Origin of the sequence: Pseudoalteromonas sp. Hal040 (assembly GCF_037162425.1) — a bacterium.
Classification (GTDB): Bacteria; Pseudomonadota; Gammaproteobacteria; order Enterobacterales; family Alteromonadaceae; genus Pseudoalteromonas; species Pseudoalteromonas gelatinilytica.
Genome location: NZ_JARLUU010000002.1, coordinates 577,822 through 595,651 on the forward strand (window position 1 = coordinate 577,822; position 17,830 = coordinate 595,651).

Consider the following 17,830-nt stretch of genomic DNA (forward strand, 5'->3'; position numbering starts at 1 on the left):
TCCTTGAAATTAGTTATTACTTATTGCATTGCCTTTAATAGCAATGTTTCTAGCCGATAGAGTGATATTGGTGGCATCGATAGTTAAATTACCCGCGGCATCAATCTCTACACTTGCACCACCTTGGCTGAGCTGGATCGAACCTCGACCTTCGCCTTTAATGGTAATATTTGCCCCGCTTGAGAGGTTCAAATCACCATTTGGCGCTTGAAATTCAAGGTTGCCATCGACCGAGTAGACACTAAAATCTTGCTCACTTTGCAAGTTAAGCTCTTGCGCTGCTTTAAGTTCGCTACTGCCATCAGTCGCTTCGATACGGGTATCGGCATCAGACTTTAATGTTAAGTCAGCCGCAGCCGTTACCTTAATATCACCCTCGCGTGTTTGAACTTGTAGGGTGTTTTCAACACGATTAGTAAAATCGTTGGCAGCGGTAAAAATGGCGTCATTCTCAGCAACAAATTGTAGGTTCTCTTTGGCTGAAATTTTGACGTCACCTTCCACTGATTTGAGTGTTGCTTGATGGGCATTCTCGGTGGCATCTAACAACAATTGGTTTTTATTTTCTTTATTTGCAAGGCTAATTTTTTCTTCACCGCTTTTGTCATCCATGATCAAGCTATGCCCAGCACGGGTGACAAGCTTATTCTCTGTCGGATTTTGGCTGGTAACCGGGTTCGGGCAGCTCTGATTATAAAGCGCTCCTAAAATAATCGGCCTATCTAAGTCGCCATTTTCACCGGTTACTAACACTTCGGTGCCCGTCGTTAACGGAAAATGCATACCATGACCACTGCCACCATACTGCTGTAGTAAGCGCGTTGGGCGGCTTTCTTGGCCTTCACCGTCTTGGTTAAACGGTAAGCGCACTAAGTAGTTGCCATCGTCGTCAACCTCTTGCTCAATGGTGGCATTAAATGTTGCAAAGACACGACGAGCAGGAGACAGCTCTGCTCTAAACTCAACGGATGCAGGCAATAAATAAGCTTGGTTTTTATAGGTTAACCCTTTAACTTGCGAGCCATACTCTACTGCTGCAGATTGACTGCCTTTGTGATCAACACGCGTAATTAAATACAGCCCTTTATGATCAGGGTGATCATACACTGTCAACAACATACCGGGTCTTAAGGCACGGCAATCAGTATCAATAATTAATTGTTCACGCTGACAATCAAAGGCTTGTTGACGTACTTTAGCCAGCGAATTACCTATATTGGCATTAGGAAAGTTATCTGCATAATGACTATCATCACCAAACCCTGGGTAACTGGTATTATTTGCGGTCGACACATTTAAGTTACCTTGGGCTTTGTAGTTGTAATCATTGAGCGACACACTTTGTGGATGCAGCTGTGCTTTACGGCTTATTGCAAAAATGGTTTCGCTATTTCGAACTTGCCCTGATGGCGGCACATAGCTCAGGCTTACATCATCACATAAAGACGAAAAGTCTTTACTGCTATTACATACTTTGAAGGTGCAATCACCCCCTGTTTGTTCTACAAAACCATACACAAAGCCATACTTACGCATCAAACGTGTAACAAACTCATAGTCTGTTTCGTTGTATTGAACCGTCATTTCAAGGGTTGGACCCGACGCTTGAATACTAAACTTTTGCATTGGAAAACCAGCTTTAGTAAATACGCTTTTTACTATGGCAGCTGGATCCATCATGGTGAAAACACGGTTAGAGTGTTGGTGCTTCAACAAGGTTAAATAAGAACTCATGGTCAGCGTATAGTGATAACCCTGATGGTTTTGCCCATGTGCAGTAAAAGCACTGATGATCCCAGAAATCGTGCGGTCGCTCATTGACCACACTAAATTGAGCTTGGCATCTTTACCTAACAGCATCTCGGCACTGAGGTGCTCTTGACTTAACACTTGAATAGAAAAAGCAAAGTCTTCACATAGGCTGTCATTGCTTGATTCAAAATCGGTCACCGAAACCATGCCATCCGGTAACCCTTGCACGCTGACACTAAAATGACTGGTGTTGGCTTTTAGTTCATTTAGGCTATCCATGAATCCCATTGTTCAAATCCTTTATGCTTGGTCCGCAAAGGTTGCGGTAATTTCATCATTCTCATCAACAGCTAGAGTGAGAATATCTGGCATGTCATCCTCTGCCATAAACTCTAAAATTGATTTCGCAATGCCTGGCAATATTTGCTGCTCTATCACTGCATTTACCATGCGCGCACCACTGTCTGATAACTGGCACTGTTCGGTCAGTTTGTTAAGTACGGTTTCATCAACACGTAGCTGCATTTTGTGATTATTCGCTAAACGCTTGGCAATACCGTCTAGTTTCAAACTGACAATAGATTGCAGTGCCTCTTTATCGAGCGCTAAATAAGGAATAACTTGCATACGCGCTAAAAGTGCCGGGGCAAAAAATTGCAGTAACTGCGGCTTAATTAGCTCTGTTAGTGCTGTAATTGAAGGAACTTGCCATGGGCTGCCGTCTTCATTTAAAGGGGCTTGTTCATTATTCAATGCTGCATTGATTTGGTCTTGATTTTCAATGTCGGCATGTTCATCGTCAGTCGGTTCAGTTAAATCAATGACATTAGGTGGCGTGCAAGCATCAATAAGCTCTGCAGATCCTAAGTTTGAGGTCATGATGATCACGGTATTTTTAAAATCGATTTCGCGACCTTCGCCATCGCGCATACTGCCGCGCTCAAAAACTTGATAGAACATGTTTAGTACATCTTTATGCGCTTTTTCTACTTCATCGAGTAAAATCACCGAGTACGGACGCTGCCTAACAGCCTCTGTTAATACCCCGCCTTCGCCGTAGCCAACGTATCCCGGTGGCGAACCCTTAAGCTGCGATACTGTATGCGCTTCTTGATACTCGCTCATGTTTATGGTGGTTAAAAACTTTTCACCACCAAATAATTGCTTAGCTAAACATCGTGCTGTTTCGGTTTTACCCACCCCAGAAGGGCCAGCTAATAAAAACACGCCAAGCGGCCCATACTCATTGCTTATACCTGCCTTACTTACGCGCAACGTTTGGGCAATTTTCGCAATGCCTGACTGCTGACCGATCACTTCTTGGCTTATGGCTTTTTCAAGGGTAATCAAATTGGTTATTTGGTCTTTCACCATCGCGCCAACAGGTACGCCTGTCCATTGCGAAATAATTTGCGCAACGGCATCAGCATCGACTTCACTGTAAAGGCCATTATCTTGGGTGTTCTGCTCTTTTAGCGTTTGTCGTAAGTTAAGTAACACAGAGCTATCTAATTCATTTTGCGAATTAGCTTGCTTAAACTCATTGATTTGACCTAATGTCGAAATTTGTGACTCACGCGCGCTCGTCAATGTTGCTAAGTTGCTCTGCGCTGCATTTAGTTCTTGTTGTAAGTGCAGCAATTTGTCCATATCAACCGCCAAACCTTGCTCGCTTTCTGCTGCAATGCTTTGGATACGTGTTTCAAGGTAATTAATGTGCTCACGCTCAGCTTCAATGGCTGCAGGATCGGTCGCAAACGACATTCGAACTCTTGCCGCGACGGTATCTAGCACATCAATGGCTTTATCTGGTAGTTGACGACCCGTGATATAACGTGACGACAAGACCACTGCAGCTTCTATAGCATCATCAGTTATTTGAATGTTGTGATGTTGTTGATACTTATCTTTCAAACCCGCTAACATTAGCTGAGCTGCTTGCTCCGTTGGCTCATCTACTTTAATAAGTTGAAAACGGCGCTCAAGTGCAGCATCTCGCTCAAAGTATTTTTTGTATTCACTCCACGTGGTTGCAGCGACTGTGCGTAACTCACCTCGGGCAAGCGCAGGCTTTAGCAAGTTAGCCGCATCACTCATACCAGCATCGCCACCAGCACCAATTAATGTGTGGGCTTCATCAATAAACATGATGATAGGGGTGGTTGAGTTTTTTACTTCATCGATCACTGTTTTTAAACGGCGTTCAAATTCACCTTTAACCCCTGCACCGGCTTGCAATAGGCCCATATCTAACACCAGTAATCGTACACCTTTAAGATCATCAGGAACCTGACCATCAACAATACGCTGAGCAAATCCTTCAACTACCGCTGTTTTACCGACCCCTGGCTCACCCACTAAAATTGGGTTGTTCTTACGACGACGACAAAGCACATCAACCATCATGCGAATTTCGTCATTGCGACCAAGCACTGGGTCAATTTTGCCTTGTTTCGCTTTCTCGGTAAGGTCTTCACAATACTCATCAAGGGCACCACCTTGACCACTTTGCTGCTCAGTAGCAGTATGCTGAGCACTTTGTTTTGCCTGTGGATTTAATCGCTCACTTGAGTTTTGGCAAAGCTTATCGAGGTTTTCAGCCATAAAACGGGCGTCAATTTTTTCAAGTAACGCAGGCAATTGCAGCACAGGGCTGTATGGCAATAACTCAGTTAAGGCATCAATCAACGCGACGCCGGTGATCCAGTCACTTTTGTGCTGTACATTTGCACTTAACCAAGCTCGCTCAAGCCACTCATAAAGTCGACGAGAAAAAACAGGCTTACTCTGGTTACCCGCAGGTTGGCGGTTTAAAAAGTCGAGCAGCTCATGCCACACTGCGTCTTGATTAATATTAAAAAAGTGAAAAATATGCTCTAAATCGCCGTTACTACCTTCTTCCATCAACTTAATTAATAAATGTTCAGGTAACACTTCATAATGACTACGACTGCTTGCAAACCCTGCCGCTGACTCAAGTGCTGTTGCAGTATGGCCATTTAGTTTGTCGATAAGCTGCTTTATGCCTTTTGCATCCATGTTGTTTTCCTTAAATCCTGATTACTTTTAATGTTGATATTGTTGATGTGTGTAACTGTGCACGCTGATATTTGCTTCAGCGCAGCCTAAATAAGAGTTGTGACCGAGTAGCATATCGTTTTGCCCTAAGGCTTGCTCTGTTACTGCTTGATTAGCCACCTTAATTTGACAAATCCATTGCACATTACTAGGTAAATGAGTGCTTAACATGGCAGCCATTTTCTTGCCTTGTGAGTGCTGAGGATTAAGCGCTATCGCGGTATCAGAATCCACAGGACCAATCACTATGGTCAGTACGCTACCACTGACTAATACGCGCTCGCCAAGAACCGCTGACTCGCCTAACACCATCTGTTGATCTTGACCAAATGAACTTGGCGAGTCTATTTGTTGCCAATTTGCACGGGTGTCATCCACAGTCAGTTGCTCAACCTCTAGTGAGTGGCGAAGTAATTGCGCTAAACCCGCGACGCTGGTTTGTTTTAAACTGGCGATACCGCACTGAACTTTTTGCTCAGTTTTGGTTGATAAGATGGCTTCGATTAAATGATCGAATTGCTCTGCACCACGGCCTTCAACATTGATGTGCGACTTTTTCCATGCTTGAAACAATTGGCAATAAAGCACATGATTAAACATGTCTAAAAACTGCCTTACTCGGCCCCCACTGTCTTGATCACTTGCCGCCTGCTCGAGTAAATAATGTGGCATAGGTGCATCTACACCATACAAGCCTAAAAATGATGTCGATAAGCTTAATCGGCCACGACCAAGGTTATCTAATTCGCAGCTACGTACATCCGTGGCAGGAAAGCCAAGTTCTTTATAAGGCTTAAAGATAACTCGCTCGCTAATCCCTTTTTCAAGTTCTAAAGGTGTTGCCCAATGTTTTTCAATTAGGCTCATCGCCTTAAACAAATTAAACTGCCAAGGAGCTGCAATCAGCTTTTCTATTGGTTCAGGTAACTTTGCCCAAACAGGGTGATTTATTGACTCGTGCATATTCATAACTGATAACTCTTGCCCGGTTCAATTTCCCAGCAGTGGGTTTTATAACTTGGAATCGCATTGACTCGGGTTTGCACGCTCTCGTTAATTGGCGCATACATTAGAAAGAACTGATGCAGCATATTGCAAAAGTGATATAAGTCGGCATCACAAACAAATTTGCTTTCATCAATATCAATCAGTACATCAACACCTTTAATAAAAATGCCACGCTTAATTTGACTAATCGGTGTTGCGGTAATTTTTTGAATGCTATCAATACGTAATCGGTTTTCAGCTTTTTGTGACCAATCAAATAATACCAGTAAGCGTTTTAATTCGGTGACTTGTGTAATCTGTGAAAACTTCACATTTAATAGGCTTATCAACTGCCAATGCTTTGGTTGTTCAGGGCATGGCAAATAGTTAGTCGGGCGAATTACATTTTCTACATTGGCAATGCTTGGCATATCTGGGCCGCCAATGTTTAAATCGCCCTCTTGGAGTAACTGCCTTGGCCAACCAGCATTAAAAACGGTTAAATCAACCGATAAGGTTTCTTTTTCTTCTTCAAGGTTAAATGGCAGCTGTAAATAATGGCACGGCGCAGCCCCGCCCACATCTTTCGTTAAAACGGTAAACAGTTTCTTTTCGTCTTCAAATACGCTTTGATATCTGGGGGTGTAATCATACGATTTGCCACTTAACGAGTTGCGTCCTTTAACCTCATTAACGGTGTAACTGAAGATATGATCTGTTCTGTTTTGATCAGCGGTGATCATGTAATCAGTGCGGTTTGACTCTATACGTATTGGCTCTGCAGGTTGTGCAAACAAATTAATAGCTGGCACGCAATTGAGTAAAATATTATCGCGGCTTAATTGATGACCCGGTGGTAATTTACTACTGCCTCTAAACACTAGCTCAAATCGATCGATATGCTCAGGTAAGGTCAGATCTTTTAAACCATCAAAGCGCATAAAGTAAAAACGGTCTTTCGCGTTAAAGTAGTCTAACAGCAGCGCATAGCCCGGATGGCTTTGTTCTGCATGCGGTAATAAAGCGCCATCTATATCTAAATAAGTAGCACTACAACCTTTTACTTTTAACTTTTTATTATGTTCAAAATGCGAGGGGCCAAAATCAAGCTCTGTAAACTGCTCTGCTGTTTTTAAAAGCTTAAACAATGAACTACATAAAGGCGTATCACCACGTAAGTAAAACTGTAAATTTGCAAGGTCATAGTTTTTGCGCTCACCTTGGCAAACAAAGCGTAGGCCAATACGTAGCTCAGATCCTAAATGTGACTCTTGATAACGCACATGCTCAACATCAAGAGGACTAACTTGTAGGTCGTGCGTTGTTGTAAAGGTGATATGTTTTTTATCAACCACTGACTTATCAGCGCTTAGCGTCAGCCCTTTTTCAATAAGATGTGATTTTTGCATTGCCAGCTTAGGGCTAAACTTTACAACCGTGCTTGATGGGTAATAGCTCAATAATATAGGGCATAGCTGACGCAGCACTTGCTCTGAGACCTCAGGAACAGACTCATCTAAACGCTTTTGCGTGTGCGCAGTTAAATAGGCAACACCTTCTAGTAGTCGTTCAATATGGGGGTCACGATCTTTTAGCGCATCGATATTTAACATGCCTGCGTGCTCAGGGTAATGCTGAGCAAACTGTTTGCCGGCTTGGGTTAATAAGCGCATTTGTGCATCAAAATACTGTTGCATTGAACTATCCTTTTACGCTGAATTAATCAAACTGCTTGGCATGCTCTGCCACATCGGCTTTACCACCCGACTCAAATCGGGTGTTAAGTTTGATACATTGTCCTGAGGTTAAAAATGCTTGTATATCAAGCCTAATCACGCAATTTTCTTCACGAATTTCCATTGGAATGACATTGGCATAGCGAACTCGTGGCTCGTATTTTTCTATCAATTTTTTAACTTCAAACGCCAAGGTGTGCTGTGAATACGGAAGGCCCTCGTAGATATCTTCGACATCAGGCAACCCATAATCGGCCAAATGTTTTAACACGCCACGACGCGCATTAAGTAATTCATTTAGATGTTTGCAAACACTGTTTTGCTCATCAGTTTGAAAACCTTGATGACCATTTCGTGTGACTGGTTGAGTTAAAAAATCGAATAACGCCATAAACTTACCTCTAAGAAAAGGATATGCTTTCGCATATCCTTTAATTTTGCTGACTTATCGACCTTCAGTCCAAGAGTCAGAGAACTCGATGTTGCCATCAAGGTAAGTCCACGTAATGCGCTTATAACGTAGGCTAACTGTTTCAAGGTGCGGGTAACGCTCCTTGTCTAAGTCTTTTACGTTATGCATTGTTGGTAGAATTGAGGTGATTTTTACATCTTCCAACTTGTGGCAGAAATATTCACGCTCGGTCCCTGTGTCATCAATACGGTACCATTTAAGCTCAAGTTGCTTAAGTGTTTGACCGTTTGAGCACGCTTTGTACAGGTATGGTGTTGCTGCATCAACCGCTTTTGTAATAACAAAAGGTTCGTGCTTACGAGTACCTGTTAATTCGCCTGTGTCGTTATCTGTAGGAATGCGAAGTTCATGATCAAAGTGTAGGATCTCAATTGAACCTTCACGCTCTGCAACAGTTACAGAACCTTTGATGTCATTACCTTGGTCATCCTTTAACCACATATACGCTGGAATTGCCATTTCATTATTCTCCTTTTAGAATGAATTGTTTCCTGTTTAATGGCATAGGCATAAACAACCTTGTTTATGCCCCCCAAAAAGCCCGATGCTTCATGCCACTGGGGAACATGTCCCAAGTTGGCTGCAACCAACTTGGGGCCATTCTTTTACACCAACCAGCTACTCACCAAATTGACGTCTTTACACAGCCTGCTTAAATCCGTTTCATCGGCGGCTTGGCAGTTCATTTTTCGCCAGGCATTTGCCCAACAAGCGCAAGGCGAACATCAATACCTTCAACTTGGAAGTGCGGCACAATGTAAGTGCTCACGCGGTAATAACCTGGGTTACCTGGGATCTCAGATACCGTTACTTTTGCGTCTTTGAGCGGGTGTGTTGCAATTAACGACTCATCTGGGTTATTCATCTTCGTTACCAACGCACCTAGCCAATCGTTTAGCTGCTGCTCTAGCTCATGACGAGGTTTGCTCGAACCAATATTTTCACGCTGCAATACTTTTAAGTAGTGAGCAATACGCGATACTAAGAAGATATAAGGTAAACGCGAGTTAATACGGGCGTTTGCAGTTGCTTCGGCTGTTTCAAGTACTTGCGGTTTCTGGGCACTATTTGCCGAGAAGAAACACGCAAAGTCAGAGTTTTTGTAATAGCTAAGAGGAATAAAGCCTTGGTTAGCAAACTCAAGCTCTTTGGTCTCTGAGATAAGCACTTCTGTAGGGATTTTAGTTTCAGAGCCCTTACCAGCTTCAAATGAATGCAAAGGTAGATTTTCAACTTTACCACCTGATTGCGGGCCGCGAATATTCACCGACCAGCCATTATCATGGAAACTACGAATAATGTTGGCAGCAAATGCAAATGTTGCATTACCCCATAAATAGCGCTCGTGGTGCTGACTGTTCACATCTTCTTGGTAGTTAAAGTTACGAATTGGGTTTGTTTCACCATACGGTAAACGTAGTAAGAAACGCGGGAAAGCAAGACCAATATAACGAGAGTCTTCTGACTCGCGGAAGTTTTTCCAACGTAAGAATTCAGCACGCTCCATATAAGAGCCAATATCTTGAATTTTAGATACTTCGTCTAATGACTCTTTTAAGAAGAACTTAGGACCTACGCTGCCCATAAATGGGCAATGCGCCGCTGCCGAAACGCGTGAGATTTCTTGTAGTAGTGAAACGTCTGGCGCTGAGCAATCAAACTCAAAGTTAGACACCATAGTCGATACAGGTTCGCCACCAGGGGTATCATAATCTGATGTGTAAACATGCTTATATAACGCTGATTGTGTTGTATCTGGCGCTTCTTCAAAATCATCACGCAATGTTTCTTTATCAACATCGAGCATTTCAATTTTGATATTCGCGTTATTTGGCGTGCGGTTAATTAAATAACGCAGTGAACGCCACGCTGATTCTACTTTCTGAAAATCAGGGTGATGTAAAATTTGATCCAACTGCTGCGAAATAATGGTGTCTACTTTTGCAATATAATCATCAAGCAACAGCTTATCGATGCGAGTTACCGCTTCGCCACTGGTACCCGCCATATCTAAAAAAACATTAATAGCGGCAGTAAGGCGCTCATTCGCACGTGTTTCTGCTAGATTACCTGCATCTCTAAATGTATCTAACTTGATTTCATCGCCTACAGGGGCAATATCAACCATGTTACATAAGTTTTCATAAGTTGATAATGGCGCTTGCTCTACCGAGTGAGCAGCTACATTTAATTGTTCTTGCATTGACATAGCGGCGTCCTTATTCCGTCACAGGTTGTTTTTCGTCTTCAGAAGCAAGCGGCGCTATTTCATCTAGCTTCGCTTTTAGCTCATCAAGTTCTGGTTGGTTTTGTAAAACACGTTCCAACTCTTTTCTAAGTGATGAGTTATCAAGAAGGTTTGACTTCAAGTCACGTAACAAATTACGCATTGCCATCATTTTGTTTAATTCAGGCACCTGTGCAGCAACCTGCTCTGGATCGAACGATTTAAATGAATCAAACTGCAAATTAACATTGATATCACCGTCGCCTTTAATCTTATTTGCCACCTGAAAGTTCGCTTTTGGCGCGATATCTTTCAGTACTTGCTCAATGTTATTTTTATTGATCGTCACGCGTTCGCGCTCAGCAAGTTCTTGGCTATTCTGACCATTAGAATAGTCACCAATAACCAGCATTTTTAAAGGCAATTCGCTTTTTTGTGATGCCCCATCAGTATCAAGCTCTAACGATATGTTGATCCGAGCTCGTGGGATCTCTTTTTGAAATGTATCTGTCATGTTTCTTCCTTTGCAGTTTGTTTGTCTAACGACTAAATTCCAATTAGGCGTGTTACACCCACGCTATTGCTTGAGCCGGGTTTGTAACCATCATTCGCTGACTAATTTGCTTAGCAGCTAAACTCATGTCATCACTCTCTGTCTGAGACAAATTGGCATAACATTGCTTGGCGAAACGCCATACTTCCATGCAAAACTGTTGTTGCCACTTCGCTAATTGATAAGTTTCAATTTGCTCGAGTAATTCGGTTAAAATTGCCAATGCGTGCTCATAATGCTCTGCTTTAAGTAACAACTTAGCTTTCAGCAATTGACTTTGAGCTTGGTCGAATCCAGTTGGCGTACTTAATTGTGCAACCAAGCTAAGGGCTGCACTTAACTGCCCTTTTGCAACTTGCTCGCTTAAGGCTTTGTAATGCTCGTCAAATGGATTTGCTTGCACTTGAGTTGTTTCATTTTGCGAAGCATGTGAATTGGCAATGTCTAATAACGCTTCTTTGTTCTGTGGGCTGCATAACCCCGAACCATCGTCATATTTTAAATTGGTTAATAACGGAAATTGACTGACTAAAGAGACTAGCTGTTGCTCTAACCACTGTACTAATTTTGCTTTATTTAGCTGTTTCAGCGCTGACAAAGTAAGCATTTGCAGATTCAAATTAAACTGCATTGCACCTTCCATAAACAAACCCTCAGCAAGTAACAATGCTTGCTCTGCTTGTTCAGTTGCCAGTGCGTTTTCAATGGGGGCGAAGGCAGCCGCACGCGGTGCTGGCAGTCTTGTTTTGCCATTTTCATTGGCAGGTAACGCTAATCCAGACCAACGTGCTGCACGCGAGAGCTTTAACACCCGTTCAATGTTGTTTTGTTCTTTATCAAAATTAAGCAGCTCACGAATTGCTGCTAAGTAAGCACTATCGCTGGCAATGTCAGCCACTTTAGGTGCAGTGGTCACTGGTTTTGCCTGAACAACTTGTTGCGCTACGGGCTCAGTCGTTGGCTCGCTGACCACTGTTGTCTGGTGTGTTTCAGGCTCTGCTTTAACTTCTGGTTCTGGCTTAGCGACAGGATTACGAATTACTTGCTCTTTTACCCACTCATTTAGAGTTGATAAAGGCCCTGATTCAGCATCAAGTACAGGCACTGAAACCTGATTATATTCAGCTAACACAGTCTCTAATTCAGCCCATTGCTCAGGGCTCGATGATTGAGCTTGGGCGATTCCTTTTAAGCGTTCTTGTTGTTGTAAAAACCACGTGTTAACCGCACAACGCATACGTGCTTTTAAAGGATGAACCTGTTCACTAAACTGGCTTAATAGTTGATTAAACAGTTTTAAAGAATGAGTTAAACCCACCACGCCAAACTCACTGGTCGCCGCGAGGCACAAGTAGCTCACTAAACGTAAATCTTTACTTTGGTTTTGCAAAAGGTCAGTGGCTTGAATAAACATGACTTTAAAATCAACTTCGCCCACACCTGACGATGAAGCTTTTAGTGCTTTAAAGGTTTCTTCGTATTTTAGATCTTCACCACACGCAAGCCCTGAAAGTGGCTTACTAAGCTCTTCTAGCCACAGCTCCCAGCTGTTATGGGTATGAGGGTTAACTATACTCATGCTTTGCACCACCTTCTGAGCGCATCGTAAACACTCACATTGTCCATATCAGCAAAATTAATGCTGTATTCGCTCGGCACTTTGTCTAGTGACAGATTTACTAAATCAATAATGTCTTTTGACTTATCCTCAGCAAGCCACACTGAACCAAAATAAGATGCCGGTACAGGGCGACAAAACACCGTTAGGCTCGGTTGCGAACTTTCATTTCCTAGCTGGTAAAAGAACCAAGGTTGCCAATTATGATCGGCAACGATCGAAGCAATTAAATGTAGCCAAAAACCTGCAACCAGGGCACTTTCGTGACTAAAGTGTGGCATAGGTAGTCGAATACCAAATTGTGTACGTAGGCAACCTCTATTCGCAATCGACTTTAATACCGCTGAAAGCTCTTCAATTAAAACCGCTCTGTGATGAATGTCGTTGATCCCTAAATGCTGCCAAACCACACTCATCGGAATACTGCGCAATTTATCAAGCTCTTGATTCAGATTTGGCTGCTGCTTTAATGCATCGGCCACTTTACTATACGATTTAGCTTGCTCAGCCATCGCATCAATTGAATGTGCTTCAACGATGCGCTGATTAACCCCTATTAGGTGCTCAATGACATGACTTGCATATAAAAATAGAAAAGCAGGGTGACGTTTGTAAGTCTCAAGTCCGCTATGAATAAACGAACTAAACGGGTAAAAACGACCACTGCTATCAGTGCTAGGCTGTAAAACACCTAACAAACTACTGTCGTCACTGTTACCAGATACAAAAAATAACGAAGAAACACCATTTAATGCAGTTGTTTTACCGCCAATAACACCTCGGTTTATATGCGCGAAACCTTCTTGCAACCAATGGTCTAGTGCTACTGATTCCCTAGAAGATATATTTAACTTTACAAAGTCAGGCCTAACAGGTGTTTTACCCATGTACCCGTAGGTAAACTGCTTAACCAGCGTTGGCGACTTTTTCTTGGTGAACAAATTAAACATACTTGCCCCTATTGAACCGAGGCTCTACTTGCTTGCGCAAGTTGTGGCTTAGGTGCAAACAACGAATTAGGCAATGCAAAAGAGGTCAACATGTACTTTGAAAAAATACCGCTATTGCGACCAGACTTTAATGAGAACTGGACTGTTAAACTTTGCTCTGATTTATCAACTAATTCCCAAGTAGCAAGAAACTCTGTACCCTTAATCCATTTCACATTTGCTTCGTTAAGTACTTTTAATAAAGCCCATGGACCATCTTGCTCAATAGTGACTCTTCGTCCGGCGTTATCTAAACCATACAAAATAGCTTTTTCTGCTGCGCCTCTTCCTGGCCATGAGAAATTACGCCACTCTTCCGGTTCATTTCTATAGCGATAACCTTGCTCAGAGAAACCTAAATACGTTTCGCGAATGCCTTTTTGTGGTACAGGCATCATTTGGAAGTTAAAACCAGCCGCGTCTGAGCCGTTCAAGAATAAAGAGCGTGTTACTTTATTTGCTTTTGTTAAACCGTCTAATAGCTCTTGATTAAAACCAATCCCCACACCGTTCCATTGCTTTTCTTCCCATACACCTCGGCGTACTTTCATAAATGGTTTAAGTTGGCTATTAATAAAGTTCCAAAGCACCCCAGTTTCACTATTTAAGAACTCAGAAACATCGGCAATAGCAGCATCAGGGCCAGTCAAATTGAATGGGTACTTGCCAGCAATGCTGTTGCTATACATGGTATAAACTTGGTTTTCCCACTCTTCATTTAACTGGCTACGTGCTTTTGCCATGATACTTGCAATACCTGACTGCAATGGGGCTTTAAATAGCACGTCAAGCGTGTCTTTTGTTTCTGGGTCTAGCGCTCGAGTTTGGCTTTCTATAATGATCCAAGACGATTGCAATGCATTATCTTGGCTATTTCCAGACAATAAGTCTTGTACAAACACCATTGCTTGAGCATCATCTTCATTGCTAGCAGCCATCGCTTTTATATCTGAGTGAATGCTGCTCAAAGAACTAATGTACTGACTCATATAATCAGACATCTGCTTATCTTCATCATGCTGCGAGAAGCGACGCAAGTCAGCAAAACGCGTTTCAAGTTCAGGGGCTCTAACAGTACTAACTTGAGAAAAATCAGGGCGCTCTGCAACTTGTTTTGCTAACTTTCCTTTGGCCACTTTTTTAGCCGCCGTATCTGTTGCACCAGAAAGAATGGTCGCTATTTTGTCGTTGTTTGCACTAACCGCAGATGGTTTATCTGCAACAACGATGTTGTCATTCACCAACGTCATCAGATCAATGAGTGGTCCATCAGTAGACGAAAGGCGAGCAAAATTAATACTGGCATCATTTAAATCTCTAAAAGTAGGCACTTTTATACTGTTCAAAAACGCAAACCATGTATTGCCATAGTCTTTAAAGTAATAACTACGCATTGCTTTTGCCAGTGCATCAGCTTGGGCTTCATCAACGGCATTTTGACCGCTTTCATTACTTGTGCCCATTACCCAATCACCAGAGAATACCAGTCGAGAAATACGTTTAATTTCTGGATAAACATATTCTTGCCAACCTGCATTGGTATACACATAAGGAATGCTAAAGTTGCTTTTCAGTACATCGCGATTTTTCGCAGCCATAAACTGTTTAAGCTGAATCGCTTTTTTACGCTCAGCAAAGCTACTAATAATTTGTTGATATAGAGGTTCGGCTTCTGGTTGTGTGTTCAGGCTATTTCTTGCATTCAGTACAGCCGTTTCATTATTTTGCCAAAATAAAATTTCACCTGGGTTTTCTAGATCTGTGCTTATGTTCGCTAAATATAAATCAACTAAATCGTTTAATTGTGAGGTGATCGGTGAGTCAGCTTGAGCATCAATCTCAATGTTAAAGTGCTGGCTAATAAAACTAAGTAGCTGCTGCTTGGCAAACTCATCGTCTTTGTGTTCAGGGTGAGCACTTAACATCAGATGTAATTTCAAAGCATCATAATATGCCTGACGACTTGCTGCGCGAGCATCGGCATCATCTGCTGACCAAATAGCTTCAAACTCTTTCAGCTGCGCAAGCGTTTGTTTTTCTGCAGGAAGGGTGATCAACTGATTTAATTGATTAAACAAAACCTGCGAAACACTAGTTAGAGTTTCGTCACCCTCGTAAATGCCAAAAATGAAATACCATGGCAACTGCTTTTCATAATTATTAAGCGATTGATAATGTTCAAATAAATCAAGCGTAGCTGCAAGTTTTTGCTCATCTTTTGCTTTATTTACATTCGCTTCTACAATCGCTTTTACACGGGCTTCACCTTGATTCAACAACAACTGGTTACTGGTATATGAAGTAATGAGTAATGCTGTCACGGCGGCAATACTTGCCAAACCTGAAGTCACTGTTAAACCTTTTAACCAGCGGCCAACCAAGCGCTTTTTGCGGTTACCACGTGTTAGGTCTTGCAACTTGAAAATCACATCATTAAAAACACGATTGATAAAGTAGCTTTGCGTAATGCTTTCTTGTTTTTGCTCAACAACGACAGCACCAAATTGATCCCTTACCCCATTCGTAATACGTTCAATTGGTGTGCCCTCTTGCGTGCCAGAGGTAAAATATACACCAGCAAACCAAGGAACCTCTTGATACGGGTTGGCTTTAAATAACAAGTTTACAAACTCAGTCAACTTTGTTGATGCTGATTTAAATTGATTAGGGAAATCTAAAATTAACTGCTTACGGTGTTCATTACGTTCGCGGGCAACCTTGCTCAAACGTTGCTCACAAAGGCGTTGGTATAACTCCTCCATGCGCACTTCAAACATTTCAGCCGGATCATTTTGTTGATCTTCACTAATATCTAGCAAATAAGCACCAAACACTTGCTCACGTTCTTTTTCTGTTAAGTCATTAAAAAATGGCTCAAAGCCGCTGATCAAGTCTGTTTTGGTAAAGGTTATATAAACCGGGAAGATCACCCCAAGTTGCGTAATAAGCTCTTCAATACGCTCACGAACTAGTTTTACGTGTTGACGAATTTCTTCACTATCTGAGGTTAAAACATCTGCAACACTAATCGCGACCATCACACCATTAATAGGAAGTTTAGGACGATATTTTTTGAGCAAGCTTAAAAAAGATAACCACTCTTTGTTTTCAGATTGCTCTGTTGTGTAACGACCCGCGGTATCGATCAGAATTGCTTGATCTGAAAACCACCAGTCACAGTTACGCGTGCCACCAAAACCTTGGATGTGCAGTTCATTTGAATTTGAGTATGGAAAATGCAGGCCAGAGTTAGCAAATAATGTACTCTTTCCGGTGGCTGAAGGACCAATGATCATATACCAAGGTAGTGCATACAAAGCTGTGTTACCACGGTATCCTGCGCCAAGATGGGAAGCTTTTAGCGAGCTTAATGCTTCTTGCATCTTTTCTTTTATTTCATCAAGTTCAGCACTTGAACCCGCATTATGGCTCGCAAGTTCAGAGGCTAGCTTATCGCCCGAACGCTTTGTCCATAACCAACGGATAAAAATAAAAACGATAAAAACAGCTGTTACCGCAGCCATCGCGATAAGCTTTTTATCTGTCGTGTCTAAACCAACGATTCGGCCAGCAAACCAAATAATACTGAGCACAGCAATTAAGCCAATTAACTGCCCTGTTGCTCTTGATGACACTAAGCCCAGTAAAAAGTGCACTAGGCCGCTTTTGTTCACTCTTCCTTGCATTACTTTTCCTATCGAGTCTCGTTGGTTTTACTTAATTGCGTAAGTACTTCTACTTGATTATCTATACGTTGGCTGCTCTGAGTTGCTTGCTTGTTAATAACAAAATGAAAACCAGCAAAAAGCGAAACAATCGATGCCAAGCAAATTGATAAAATCACCCAATAAGGAATGTTTCGGCCGACCTTCATTGCAAACCCTTCAAGTGGCGCGCCATTATCAGATAGTTGCCCTCGTGGAGTACCGCGTACATCTTCTATTTGCGCACGTACATCAACAATTAAGGCTTTAAGTTGCTCAATTCCTTTCACTTTGTAGATACCCTCAAAGCCAAGTTGCAAACAAATGTAATACACTTCTAATGCTGCAAACTTTGGCTCACCTCCGGTACGAAGTTTTGCTAATCGCTCAAAAAACTCTTCACCCGCTCGATTATTACCAAAAAACTCAAGCTGTAAGGGTCTCGACATCCAATCCATTCGAAAATGCGCGCCAGAGCTCATTACAAATTCATCACACATTGCAGTCAGGGCAAACTTAACTTCCTGCATAACACTGGTTGTTACTTGCTGGGTATAACAATTACGTTCAAACTCATCAAAACTCGTAAGTAACTGCTCTCGAAAATCGTTTAGTTCAAGATCTGTCGATTGCTTTAACTTTAAAGGCGCAAGTGCGTTTATCACTGGCGCAATACAGGCGATTAAATCAAGTTCGTTTTTTGCTTCTTGCATT

Annotated in this window: 12 protein-coding genes; all 12 read right to left on the minus strand. The window is 42.2% G+C overall.

Features of this window, described 5'->3' with window-relative positions; all coding sequences use genetic code 11:
• Positions 1 to 9: 9 nt before the first annotated feature.
• A complete protein-coding gene (locus P4S60_RS20195) occupies positions 10 to 2,031 on the minus strand; it encodes a type VI secretion system Vgr family protein (protein WP_337117275.1) in 2,022 nt (673 codons plus the stop codon).
• A 21-nt stretch (positions 2,032 to 2,052) separates the two neighbouring features.
• Positions 2,053 to 4,791, minus strand: a complete 2,739-nt coding sequence (gene tssH, locus P4S60_RS20200; RefSeq protein ID WP_337117276.1) for a type VI secretion system ATPase TssH — start codon at positions 4,789 to 4,791, stop codon at positions 2,053 to 2,055.
• A gap of 27 nt (positions 4,792 to 4,818) precedes the next feature.
• On the minus strand, positions 4,819 to 5,799 hold the full coding sequence (gene tssG / locus P4S60_RS20205; protein ID WP_337117277.1) for a type VI secretion system baseplate subunit TssG: 981 nt from the start codon (positions 5,797 to 5,799) through the stop codon (positions 4,819 to 4,821).
• The gene (tssF, locus tag P4S60_RS20210) at positions 5,796 to 7,514 is read right to left on the minus strand and encodes a type VI secretion system baseplate subunit TssF (protein WP_055197340.1); all 1,719 of its coding nucleotides are present in this window, start codon (positions 7,512 to 7,514) and stop codon (positions 5,796 to 5,798) included. Before tssF ends, tssG begins: the two co-directional genes overlap by 4 nt.
• Before the next feature lie 22 nt (positions 7,515 to 7,536).
• Positions 7,537 to 7,944: a type VI secretion system baseplate subunit TssE gene (gene tssE, locus P4S60_RS20215; protein WP_054554066.1), complete on the minus strand. Its 408-nt coding sequence runs from the start codon at positions 7,942 to 7,944 to the stop codon at positions 7,537 to 7,539.
• Positions 7,945 to 7,998: 54 nt separating this feature from the next.
• Positions 7,999 to 8,484 (minus strand): Hcp family type VI secretion system effector, encoded by a 486-nt coding sequence (locus P4S60_RS20220; RefSeq protein WP_054554067.1) that lies wholly within the window; start codon positions 8,482 to 8,484, stop codon positions 7,999 to 8,001.
• Positions 8,485 to 8,707: 223 nt separating this feature from the next.
• Positions 8,708 to 10,234 (minus strand): type VI secretion system contractile sheath large subunit, encoded by a 1,527-nt coding sequence (tssC, locus tag P4S60_RS20225; RefSeq protein ID WP_337117278.1) that lies wholly within the window; start codon positions 10,232 to 10,234, stop codon positions 8,708 to 8,710.
• Between the two features lie 10 nt (positions 10,235 to 10,244).
• Positions 10,245 to 10,766, minus strand: coding sequence for a type VI secretion system contractile sheath small subunit (gene tssB / locus P4S60_RS20230; protein ID WP_054554071.1), 522 nt, complete (start codon positions 10,764 to 10,766; stop codon positions 10,245 to 10,247).
• A gap of 52 nt (positions 10,767 to 10,818) precedes the next feature.
• On the minus strand, positions 10,819 to 12,384 hold the full coding sequence (locus P4S60_RS20235) for a type VI secretion system domain-containing protein (protein WP_337117280.1): 1,566 nt from the start codon (positions 12,382 to 12,384) through the stop codon (positions 10,819 to 10,821).
• On the minus strand, positions 12,381 to 13,373 hold the full coding sequence (gene tagF / locus P4S60_RS20240) for a type VI secretion system-associated protein TagF (protein ID WP_337117281.1): 993 nt from the start codon (positions 13,371 to 13,373) through the stop codon (positions 12,381 to 12,383). The genes P4S60_RS20235 and tagF overlap by 4 nt, the downstream gene beginning before the upstream one ends.
• Positions 13,374 to 13,381: 8 nt before the next feature.
• Complete coding sequence (gene tssM, locus P4S60_RS20245) at positions 13,382 to 17,098, minus strand: type VI secretion system membrane subunit TssM (RefSeq protein WP_337117282.1); 3,717 nt, start codon at positions 17,096 to 17,098, stop codon at positions 13,382 to 13,384.
• A gap of 8 nt (positions 17,099 to 17,106) precedes the next feature.
• Positions 17,107 to 17,829, minus strand: a complete 723-nt coding sequence (gene icmH / locus P4S60_RS20250; RefSeq protein WP_054554075.1) for a type IVB secretion system protein IcmH/DotU — start codon at positions 17,827 to 17,829, stop codon at positions 17,107 to 17,109.
• Position 17,830 lies beyond the last annotated feature (1 nt).

Bases quoted from the DNA above. Each gene is read 5' to 3' on its own strand.
- P4S60_RS20220 (WP_054554067.1), bottom strand. From the start codon at position 8,484: ATGGCAATTCCAGCGTATATGTGGTTAAAGGATGACCAAGGTAATGAC.
- icmH (WP_054554075.1), bottom strand. From the start codon at position 17,829: ATGCAAGAAGCAAAAAACGAACTTGATTTAATCGCCTGTATTGCGCCA.
- P4S60_RS20235 (WP_337117280.1), bottom strand. From the start codon at position 12,384: ATGAGTATAGTTAACCCTCATACCCATAACAGCTGGGAGCTGTGGCTA.
- tssB (WP_054554071.1), bottom strand. From the start codon at position 10,766: ATGACAGATACATTTCAAAAAGAGATCCCACGAGCTCGGATCAACATA.
- tssF (WP_055197340.1), bottom strand. From the start codon at position 7,514: ATGCAACAGTATTTTGATGCACAAATGCGCTTATTAACCCAAGCCGGC.
- tssC (WP_337117278.1), bottom strand. From the start codon at position 10,234: ATGTCAATGCAAGAACAATTAAATGTAGCTGCTCACTCGGTAGAGCAA.
- tagF (WP_337117281.1), bottom strand. From the start codon at position 13,373: ATGTTTAATTTGTTCACCAAGAAAAAGTCGCCAACGCTGGTTAAGCAG.
- tssH (WP_337117276.1), bottom strand. From the start codon at position 4,791: ATGGATGCAAAAGGCATAAAGCAGCTTATCGACAAACTAAATGGCCAT.
- tssE (WP_054554066.1), bottom strand. From the start codon at position 7,944: ATGGCGTTATTCGATTTTTTAACTCAACCAGTCACACGAAATGGTCAT.
- P4S60_RS20195 (WP_337117275.1), bottom strand. From the start codon at position 2,031: ATGGATAGCCTAAATGAACTAAAAGCCAACACCAGTCATTTTAGTGTC.
- tssG (WP_337117277.1), bottom strand. From the start codon at position 5,799: ATGAATATGCACGAGTCAATAAATCACCCTGTTTGGGCAAAGTTACCT.
- tssM (WP_337117282.1), bottom strand. From the start codon at position 17,098: ATGCAAGGAAGAGTGAACAAAAGCGGCCTAGTGCACTTTTTACTGGGC.